The organism is Haloferax sp. s1, assembly GCF_058382125.1.
Genome location: NZ_JBZRPK010000604.1, coordinates 1 through 9,391, shown reverse-complemented (window position 1 = coordinate 9,391; position 9,391 = coordinate 1). Strand labels below are relative to the sequence as shown.

The following is a 9,391-nucleotide window of genomic DNA, read 5'->3' as shown; positions in this document are numbered from 1 at the left end:
CTGGCGGGTCTGCTCCCTCGACGTGGCCATGCTGGTGCAGATGTTCGCCCTGTTCCCACCGACGATTGGCTCCCACCCAACCGTCGGCGAGGACAATAGCATGACCAACCTCAAATACGGTCTGCAACTCGATGGTGGGACGCGCATCCGCGCCCCGCTCGTCGGTATCACAGCCGAAGATGTCGAGTTCAACAACGAGTCTAAACGCGTCATCGAACAGCAGGTCGCCGCCGAATTGGACGGTGCCGACGCGGCCGACGTTATCGCTCGCTTCGGCGCGGAATCCAACACCGTCGAAGTGACCATCGAGAACGTCACGACCGACGAGTTGAGCAGCGCCCTCGATGCCGCGGGATATGCCCACGGCGAAGTTAGAGACGGCGTCACCGAGACGACGCGGGCCGAGACGGTTCGTGTCCTCCAGTCGAAAATCAACGAAGCCGGTCTCTCCGGCGGGACGGTTCAACAGGTGACCACGGCGACGAACGACCACTTCGTCCTCGTCGAGGTCCCGAACCGCGACCGACAGGACGTTATCGACCTCGTCGGCGAGCGTGGGACTGTCCAGATAGACATTTACTACCCGACCACGCAGAACGGCTCGCGGGTCTACGAGACACGCGAAGCAGTTCTCACGCAGTCGGACTTCACGTCCATCGGGACCGCACAGGAACCGCAGGCCGGCGGCGGCGCGTTCGTTCCCGTCTCGGTCCGTGACGAACCTGCACCCGGCTTCCAGCAGGCCACTGTCGAAACCGGCGTCGCACAGCCCGGTGGGTCGCGGTGTACCTACATGGAAGAGGGCGGGAAGAACTCGACTGAGCCGTGCCTCCTCCTCGTCGTTAACGGCGAAGTCGTCAACGCGTTCGGGATGCAGGCCAGCCTCGCCGACAGTATGCGCTCCGGCGAGTGGGCCCAAGCACCGGGCTTCCAACTCTCGACGCGCAACATCTCCGAAGCACAGGAAATCGCTATCAACCTCCGCGCCGGTGCGCTTCCGGCCAAGCTCGACCTCTCGGGTGAAGACGGCGGCACCTCGTCGTACATCTCCCCGAGCCAGGGTGAGAGCTTCAAGACCGACTCGCTCATCACGGGTATCGTCGCCGTCCTCGCCGTCGCCGGCGTCGTCTTCATTCGGTACGGCAAGCCGCAGGTCGCACTCCCGATGATTGTCACCGGCCTCTCCGAGGTGTACGTCCTCCTCGGCTTCGCCGCGGCAATCGGCTACCCGCTCGACCTTTCTGTCATCGCTGGGTTCATCGCCGTCATCGGGACCGGTGTAGACGACCTCATCATTATCGCCGATGAGGTGATGGCCGAAGGGTCGGTGAAGTCACGCAAGGTCTTCCGGTCTCGCTTCCGTCGCGCCTTCTGGGTAATCGGCGCTGCTGCAGCAACGACTATCATCGCGATGAGTCCGCTCGCCGTGCTCTCGCTCGGCGACCTGCAGGGCTTCGCTATCTTCACCATCCTCGGTGTCATCGTCGGTGTGCTCGTCACGCGCCCCGCCTACGGTGACATTCTGCGTCTCCTCCTGACCGAGGACCGCTAACGCCGCTCAGCGGCATCAGACCCTTTTCGAACGTCTCACTTCTCCGTTTCTCCGCTCCGTACTCAAAAACCGTGACTGGCAGGCCTCTAGACTCTACATAGGTATCGTGTGTTGATTATTCTAACATTGGTATACTCTCCGACAGAATCATATAGAGCGTCCCAAAACTATTGATTGAAGCGACCATTGAAAAACCGCCGCCCGTCGGTAATCACGGTGTACATACTCCAATTATGGAAGACACTCCTCTTCGACACGACGACTCGGACGCGACAACGACGACGCGGACGGAGAACCCGGGAGCAAACCTCTCGACAGACGACGTGGAGTATACGGCAATCGTCGCACCTTACGACGATGCCCCAGACGAATGCACCATCTTCCCCGCTGGTCTCACCGAGGCCGAGATGATGACGACGTGGGTCTCCGCACAGGAGGGCGCGTACGTCTCACTCGAAGCGATGCGATAGTTCTCCGCTCTCGCGTAGCGCAACCCACCACGATTCTGGTTTTTGCGGACTCGGTTCAGAAATCGCCCAGTGACGACTGTTCGTGTGCGGCCAACAGGTCGGCGCACGTCGACCACGACTTCCGAGCGCAGTCCGGGAGAATGCCGTGTTCGCGGACGAACTCGCGCAAGAAATCGCGGGTTGTCTGGTCGCTCGGATAGCCACTGCCGACTTCGCCGTACTCGTCGGCGATGGCCGCCACGCGCCGGTCGCGTTCGACCTTTGCAACGATACTCGCTGCGCCGACGATAGCGTGTTCGTCGTCGGCACGGTGCTGGGCGTGGACCTCGACAGACGCGCCCGCTTCGGCCACCCCGTCGCGCACGCGTCGCCCGAACCGGGATTCGCTCACGTCGCCCGCGTCGCAGACGAGTTCGTCGTCGTCGGCCGCGACTGCGGCGGCCGCTTCGACCTGCGCCCGAACGGTAAGCAGGTTCATATCCGTCTCGGGGTCGTCGATGGTCGCGGGTTCGATGAATGCGACGCCGACCGCGATGTCGTCCCGCTCGCGGAGTTTCGCGGCGAGTTCCTCGCGCCGGACGGGTGTGAGTCGCTTCGAGTCAGCGATTCCATCAGGTAGCGCCTCCGGGTCCGCCCGGACCGCTGCGGCGACCATCGGACCCAATACGGGTCCCTTTCCGGCCTCGTCGACGCCGATTCGCATACTTCGTCGGGTGTTGGGGTGAGGGATTAGAGATTGCGGTCTGCGATTTGCTGTTCAGTCCTTGAAGAACTCGTCGTCCTCGAATGGTTCGTCCTCGCCTTCCACCGCAATCACGTCGAGCGCGGTAACGACTGCGCCCGTATCGAGGATACCTGCAAGACTCGGGTTCGTTCGGCCTTCGTCGCCGGAAACGAGTTCTTTGATGTAGAGTCCGCCTTCGCCGTGAATCTCGACGGTGGCGTGTCGTTCGTCTTCGAGGTCACCGGTAGCGTCGTAGACGTGTCGCGTGCGTGTGAGACTCGCGCGCCGGTGGTCGACGCGATTCGGCGTGTACTGCTCGATGGTCGCGCCGGTCAGTTCGTCCAGCGCGGCTTGGAGGTCCTCGTTGGTCACGTCGTCGTCGAATTCGACGGCGGCGCGGTACTGCTTCGATGCATCGAGTTTCTTCACGCGCTCGACCATGTCGTAGGTAGCGAGGCGAAGCCCTTCGACTTCGATTTCGCCTTCGGCCATCGCGTTGATGTCGCCTTCGAGTTGTTCGGCATCGACGTTTCGGCGGCGAGGTTCCATGATTTCGACGACGAACGGGCGGCCCGTTCCGAGCATCAGGGCGTCGACGTCCTCGCGGCCCGCGCCGTGGAACTTCGCGTCGACACCGTCCATCACGTCCATCACGACGGGGGCGACGAAGCCCTCGACGCTGTCCTCGTAGAGGTAGCCGGACCCGCCGCAGTAGTCACACGGCTCTTTGCCCTTGTAGCCGGAGCCGTCGCACTCGCGGCAGGGCCACTCGGTCTGCGGAATGTCGCGTTCGAGTTTGCGGTAGCGACCGTAGACGAACGCGGAGTTAATCTGCGCCTCCACGGTGTCGGCTTCGATGTCGAGAAGGAACTGTACGTCCGGCCGGGTGAAGTCCACCTCGGTGCCGGTGAGTCGCCCGACGCGCTTTCCGACTTCGCGGTTGAACTCGGATTTGAACAGTTCGCCAGCGTCTTCGGGAAGTCCGGCCCCTTCGCGCAGGAGGATTTCGTTTTCTTCGACCAGCGGCGGCGCTCGCGTCCCGACCTGGTACGTCTCGACTTCAACGTCTTCGATGGCCGCGGCGCAGCGTTCGGCCCACTCGTCGAAGTGTGCACAAGCGCCTTCGCAGACCCAGCAGGCTTCGGTCTCGACCGCTTCGTAGGGTTCGTCCGCGTCGAGGGCGGCAGCGATTCGAAGCGACTTCCCTCGTTCGGCGTTCGTCAATCCGAAACTGCGGTCGGCGAACACCCTGCCCAGACAGGCGTCACAGACCGGCCCGCTCTCGGCGAGCGCTCGCGCGTCCTCGAGGATACTCATGTTCGGTGTCTATCGGGGCGCGCGTAACTACCTTACTTTGTTCGCTTGCTGGTGTGATGGAAGTCAATAATCTGAAATGCTTGTTCAGTCCATGAGGTATTTGTGAACGAACACCAAGTCAGGTGCTATCTCGACTCCGAGAAAATTCATGTACGGAGAGGTGGTAGGCGCTTCAACACCTGGGTCCAAGGTCGATATCTCGTGTCTATCGGAACACAAACACATCGGAATCTCGCATTGTTCGCTACGCTCGCGGTTCTCTGGGGGACATCATTCATGGCTATCGAAGTCGGGCTTGATGTGCTTCCACCTGCACTCTTCGCCGCGCTTCGCTACGACGTTGCGGGTGCCGTCCTGTTCGTCTACGGTCTGCTCGCCGCAGAGGACTGGCGACCCCGCGGTCGCGACGAGTGGATTGTCGTCGCCGTCGGCGGCGCGTTGCTTATCGGGGCGCACTTCGCGCTCCTGTTTTCCGGTCAGCGCTACGTGACAAGTGGCGTTGCCGCAATCGTCCTTAGTCTGTCTCCGGTTCTGACGCCGCTTTTCGCCTTCTCGATGCTCCCCGAAGAGCGACTCGACGCGTTCGGCTTCCTCGGCGTCTTCTTGGGTCTCGCTGGCACCGTCGTTATCGCCCTCGCATCGGGGTCGGTCGGTGGCCAACTCATCGGCGTCGTACTGCTTTTCCTCGCCGCTGCGAGTTGGGCGTTCGGCTCCGTTCTCGTCAAACGCCTCCCCGGAAATCCGCCGGTCGTCCCGATGCAGGCGTGGATGATGCTCCTCGGTTCGGGCATGCTCCACATCGTCAGCCCGATTCTCGGCGAACCGGGGCTTTCGACCGTCGAGTGGTCACCGCTCGTCGTCGGCCCGCTGCTCTTTCTCGCGGTGCTGTGCAGCGCGGTCGGCTTCATCATCTACTTCGTCCTCTTGGACCGCATCGGCGCGGTAGAAATCAGCCTCGTCAACTACGCCGTCCCCATCGTCGCCGCCGTCAGCGGGTGGGTGTTCCTCGACGAGCATATCGGTCCCGCAACCATCTCCGGATTCTTCCTCATCCTCACCGGATTCGCGTTCATGAAACGCGCTTCCCTCCAGCCGGTCGTCTACCGCCTTGGCATCCGCGCAGGCATCATCACGCCGGATTCGGTGTTTAACCCCGACGGCGTGCCCGCTGACGACTGAAGAAATCTCTGTTCCGGCCTCGATTTAATTCGGACCTAACTCGGATTCTGGATTTGATTCTACAGGCGGTTCAAGGCGAGTGCCTCGGGGCTTGACCCCGAGGGTGAAGCCGACAGTGGCCGACCAGCCGCCGGGTTGTTTCTCCCTTCCCACAGGCCCACGGTATCGAAACACTCGCTTCGAGCGAATCAGAATGAGTGTGTATGGGTCAGACAGAGATGGAATGTCACCCGACTGTCCGTGACCGGGGACAGGTCACGATTCCCGAAGATGTGCGCGAACCGCTCGGTATCGAGCCGGGCGACCGAATCAAACTCACTGTCGAACGACTGGACTAACTCAGATGGACGTAACGCTTCGCTGTCGTGCGTATCCCGACGAGGAAACCGCCAGCGAAGCGTGGCGTCACATCGAAATCCATCGACAGATACGAAACCACGCCATCCGCGACTACTACTCACACGACTACGGAAACCGGTCAACCGCCTACGACCAGCACCGCAAACTCACCGGCTGGAAACAGCGGTGGCCGCTCTTTTCGGAAGTTTCGGCACACGCCGCCCAACAGACTGTTTCGGAGATACACAAGAACGTCGAGACACAGAAGGGTCGGCGGGAAAACGGCCACAAGACGGGGCGGTTGAAGTGGCAGGGAAGCGGCGACCGTCGGTCAGTCGCGTATCAGACCGAAGGCTTCGACGTGAATCACACCACGGGCCAAGACGAGTACGCCACTGTTCGACTCTCGAAAATCGGCAACATCCCGATTCGAGCGCACCGAGAGCTTCCCGCGACCGAGAACATCAAGCGCGTCGTGTTAAAGAAGGAGCGAACTGGCGACTGGTTTGTCTGTCTCGTCACGGAACGCCCGGACGAGGACCTTCCCGAAAAACCCGACCCCAGTACGCTCGACCCTGCCGACTGCGTAGGGGTAGACCTCGGGATTCTCTCGTATATCCACACCAGCGACGATACGGCGGTGGATATGCTCGACCTGTCCGACGAGTACGACCGCTACGGGCGCGAACAGCGGAAACTCGACCGCAAACAGCACGGCTCGAACAACTGGGAGAAACAACGGCAGAAGGTCGCTGCGGCGAAGCGGCAAATCAAACGGAAAGTGCTGGACTATCAGCACAAACTCACGACGTGGCTGGTCCGAAAGTACGATTTGGTGGCCGTCGAGGATTTGGACGTAAAGCCGATGCTGGAAACCAGCCAGAATGCCAAGAACAAGCAGGACGCCGCATGGTCGCGGTTTCTGGACCTCTTGGAGTACAAAGCCGACCTGCATGGCACTCACGTCGTTCGAGTCAAACCAGCAGGAACGACCAAAGAGTGTTCGGAGTGCGGTGTGGAAACGTCAAAGCCACTCTGGATTCGAGAACACTCTTGTCCGGCGTGCGGTCACACCGAGGACAGGGACCTGAACGCGGCGAAGAACATCCTTTCTCGCGGTCGCTCACAGATAGGGGCGGGACGCTCCGAATCAACGCCTGTGCAGACTGCGCTCCCTACGGGACCCCTTTCGGTTCCTGCAAAGCGCGTCGTAGAAGCAGGAAGCCCCGAGGCTTGACCTCGGGGTGGGTTCACTGCTGCTGTCTCAGCGGTCGCTATCGAACGAACTGGATAGACTGGTCGTACTGAACCGTATCGATTCCAATCTTCGCAGAAAAAACGTCACCAAGTATCGACGGAGAGAGTCGCTTACTCGCTGTCGGTCGTCGTAGAGTTCGTCGTCGTGGTCTCGTTGCCGGTTGTCGTAGTCGTCTCGTTGGACGTGGTCGTCGTCGTGCTGTTGACCGCCGTTTCGTTGGTGGTCGTCGTCACGGTTTCGTTCGTCGCCGTCTCGTTAGACGTGGTCGTTTCGTTGGTGGTGGTCTCCTCGGTGGGAACCTCGTGCGTGGCGAGGACGGACTCGGTGCCCGCTTTGTCGACCCAGACGACCTCCACGGTCGATCCGGCTTCGGCGGATTCGGTTTCGATGAAGTTACCCACCGAGATGGGGTACGCCTGCGTTTCCTTGTCGTCCGCTACCCACGTCGTGGCTCGCTCGCCGTCGACGGTCACGTACACTTCCGTAGTGTTCTCATCTTTGATTTCGTCGCCGCCCATGTGGACAACGCGGAGAACACCGTCTTTGGTCTTGAAGCTGATGTCGGGATTCGGAACTGGCACGGACTCGCTCGTGCCCGTCGCCGACGAGTTATTTTCCGACCCGGCTCCGGGCCCAGACCCACCGCCGAGACAGCCAGCGGTGGTGAGGAGGGCTCCTGCAGCAGTGACGCTTTTGAGGAAAGTTCGTCGTTCCATACAGTCTCTCTTTCGAGGATGTATAAATGTCTTATACTTTATATTTTGGTTGATGATAACCCTCAACACGGACAATTTTATCAATATCGAAAATGGGGACTTAGAGTAAACCGGCCTGTCCGAGTATCCACAGCGCGGCGAGTGTCGTGGCCACACCCAGTGCCACTAACAGAATCATAATCAAAACGACGGCAGCGATGAGGAAGCGACGGTCTGCTTCGACGGCTTCGTGTGATGGGTCTTCGTAGCGTGCTTCGAGGAGTCGAACGTTCCGCGCGTTCGCCTTCCAGACGGCGTCGAACACGTCACCGACCAGCGGCAACGAACCAACGGTCGAATCAAGGAGGATATTCCCGAACATTCGGGCAAGCGTCGCTCTGGGAACGCCAAGCATCGCGGCCTCGACGAGGATGTACGCGGAGAGCGCCGCTGCCGTCGCGTCGCCGATACCCGGAACGAGTCCCAACAACGGGTCCAGTCCGATACGATAGTTCGTCCCCGGAATCTCGAACGCTTCGTCGAGATAGAAACTCACGGTGTGGAGTCGGTCGAGTGTGGCTTCGGGTGTGGAACCGGACGCGATGGTGTCGAGGTCGGCACTGGCGTTGACTCTACTATCGTCGAAGTCGACGATGGTGTCTGGTTCCAGTGGCTCGTCGTCGTCGCCCGCGGGGGTGGTTGCTCCGGCCGAATCCGTCGAATCGTTCACACGCGACGAATCACGTGGCTCGGACTTGAGCGTGGCGTCAACGACGGTGGATGGTTTTGGCGGCAACGACGGTGGATGGTTTTGGCGGCAACGACGGTGATACGGTGTCAAAAACGGGTGTGGCACACTGCCCCCACGGTATCGGGCGGTGCGCCGAAGAAGAGCTACAACCAGGGAAGCACCGTCGGATGAGGTGGTGAGGAGACCGACGGTGATTGCTCAGGTGTCGATGGTTCTCCTTAGAGACCCACCTCCATCGCGCGCGACACGACGCTCGCGCCGTAGCGCTCGTTCAGTTCCTCGTGTTGGTCCGGACGGTTCTCGTAGACGTCTTGGAACAGGCTAATCGGCGTCATCGCAGCCTGATACGTCGCCTCGTCCCACATTCGGTCCTTAGAGATGGTGAGCTCGGTTCCACCGATACGGAGCGTCGCCGACTGCTCCATGGCGATAGCACCGCGCCCGGCCTCTTTGGCCGCCTCGAACTCCTCCATGGAGTCGACGATGTCGTCCATACTCGGGACGTACGAGGTCATATCGAGGAGTTCCTCGCGCAGTTCGTCCTCGTCGAGTTCTCGGGTATCGCCGCCGGTACGAAGTTCGTACCCGTCGCCCGTCGCTTCGAGTGACAAGCGGTCGCCGTCGTACACTTCGACGCCGTCTTCGGATTCGAGTTCGATTTGCTGGCCGTCGATATCGAGCAGCCAACTACCGGTCTTCGGCGGGAGCGGCGACGTGTTCGCCTCCACGACCTGTCCGGGCGTGAGCGACCAGATGCCGAGCATCCCTTTCGCCTGATTCTCGGTCATGCGCTCGTGGTAGCCTTCCACGTCGCGGATGTCGTCGTAGGGACCGTCGACCGCGATGAGACCCGCAGCGCTTGCACCGCGAGAGGTGTTGTGTCGGAGTTCCGGCCACGGCGGCAACTCGCCGGTCGGTGTAATCGCGCGCATGTCCTTCGTGTAGTCGACTTCGCCGTCGACGAGGAGGAACAGGCGTTCGAGATTGTTCGTGGGCTTGCCCATCTCCTCGCGGAGTGTCCCCATCGCGAGTTCGGCCTGACCGCTCTCGATGATGACGGACATGGCGATGCTGCCTGCTTCGAGACCGTGCTCGTTTTCGACGAT

The 9,391-nt window shown here is 61.0% G+C and carries 10 protein-coding genes; 5 read left to right on the top strand and 5 right to left on the bottom strand.

The annotated features are described in order from the left end of the window. Positions 1 to 28: 28 nt before the first annotated feature. Both secD and QT222_RS12305 read left to right on the top strand, forming a co-directional pair. Positions 29 to 1,552 (top strand): preprotein translocase subunit SecD, encoded by a 1,524-nt coding sequence (gene secD / locus QT222_RS12310; RefSeq protein WP_491477346.1) that lies wholly within the window; start codon positions 29 to 31, stop codon positions 1,550 to 1,552. Between the two features lie 233 nt (positions 1,553 to 1,785). Then, entirely contained in the window at positions 1,786 to 2,022 is a 237-nt protein-coding gene (locus tag QT222_RS12305; RefSeq protein WP_004059448.1) for a DUF7511 domain-containing protein, read from the top strand. A 55-nt stretch (positions 2,023 to 2,077) separates the two neighbouring features. Here the strand turns inward: QT222_RS12305 and rnhB are convergent, their stop codons facing one another. After that, positions 2,078 to 2,725: a ribonuclease HII gene (gene rnhB / locus QT222_RS12300; RefSeq protein WP_004059449.1), complete on the bottom strand. Its 648-nt coding sequence runs from the start codon at positions 2,723 to 2,725 to the stop codon at positions 2,078 to 2,080. Positions 2,726 to 2,779: 54 nt separating this feature from the next. Further along, complete coding sequence (locus QT222_RS12295; protein WP_004059450.1) at positions 2,780 to 4,063, bottom strand: tRNA pseudouridine(54/55) synthase Pus10; 1,284 nt, start codon at positions 4,061 to 4,063, stop codon at positions 2,780 to 2,782. A 201-nt stretch (positions 4,064 to 4,264) separates the two neighbouring features. On the opposite strand from QT222_RS12295, the gene QT222_RS12290 reads away from it, so the two are divergent. From QT222_RS12290 to QT222_RS12280, 3 genes are all read left to right on the top strand, one after another. Then, on the top strand, positions 4,265 to 5,242 hold the full coding sequence (locus QT222_RS12290) for a DMT family transporter (protein ID WP_491477345.1): 978 nt from the start codon (positions 4,265 to 4,267) through the stop codon (positions 5,240 to 5,242). A 203-nt stretch (positions 5,243 to 5,445) separates the two neighbouring features. Next, the gene (locus QT222_RS12285) at positions 5,446 to 5,580 is read left to right on the top strand and encodes an AbrB/MazE/SpoVT family DNA-binding domain-containing protein (protein WP_491477344.1); all 135 of its coding nucleotides are present in this window, start codon (positions 5,446 to 5,448) and stop codon (positions 5,578 to 5,580) included. A gap of 5 nt (positions 5,581 to 5,585) precedes the next feature. Beyond that, positions 5,586 to 6,818 (top strand): RNA-guided endonuclease InsQ/TnpB family protein, encoded by a 1,233-nt coding sequence (locus QT222_RS12280; protein WP_491477343.1) that lies wholly within the window; start codon positions 5,586 to 5,588, stop codon positions 6,816 to 6,818. Between the two features lie 131 nt (positions 6,819 to 6,949). On the opposite strand, the gene QT222_RS12275 is transcribed toward QT222_RS12280, so the two are convergent. The 3 genes from QT222_RS12275 to QT222_RS12265 form a co-directional block, all read right to left on the bottom strand. Then, positions 6,950 to 7,555, bottom strand: a complete 606-nt coding sequence (locus QT222_RS12275) for a twin-arginine translocation signal domain-containing protein (protein WP_004059460.1) — start codon at positions 7,553 to 7,555, stop codon at positions 6,950 to 6,952. Between the two features lie 100 nt (positions 7,556 to 7,655). After that, entirely contained in the window at positions 7,656 to 8,264 is a 609-nt protein-coding gene (locus QT222_RS12270) for a DUF4112 domain-containing protein (RefSeq protein ID WP_491477342.1), read from the bottom strand. A 239-nt stretch (positions 8,265 to 8,503) separates the two neighbouring features. Beyond that, a partial coding sequence (locus tag QT222_RS12265) for a malate synthase (protein WP_491477341.1) occupies positions 8,504 to 9,391 on the bottom strand: 888 nt, incomplete at its 5' end.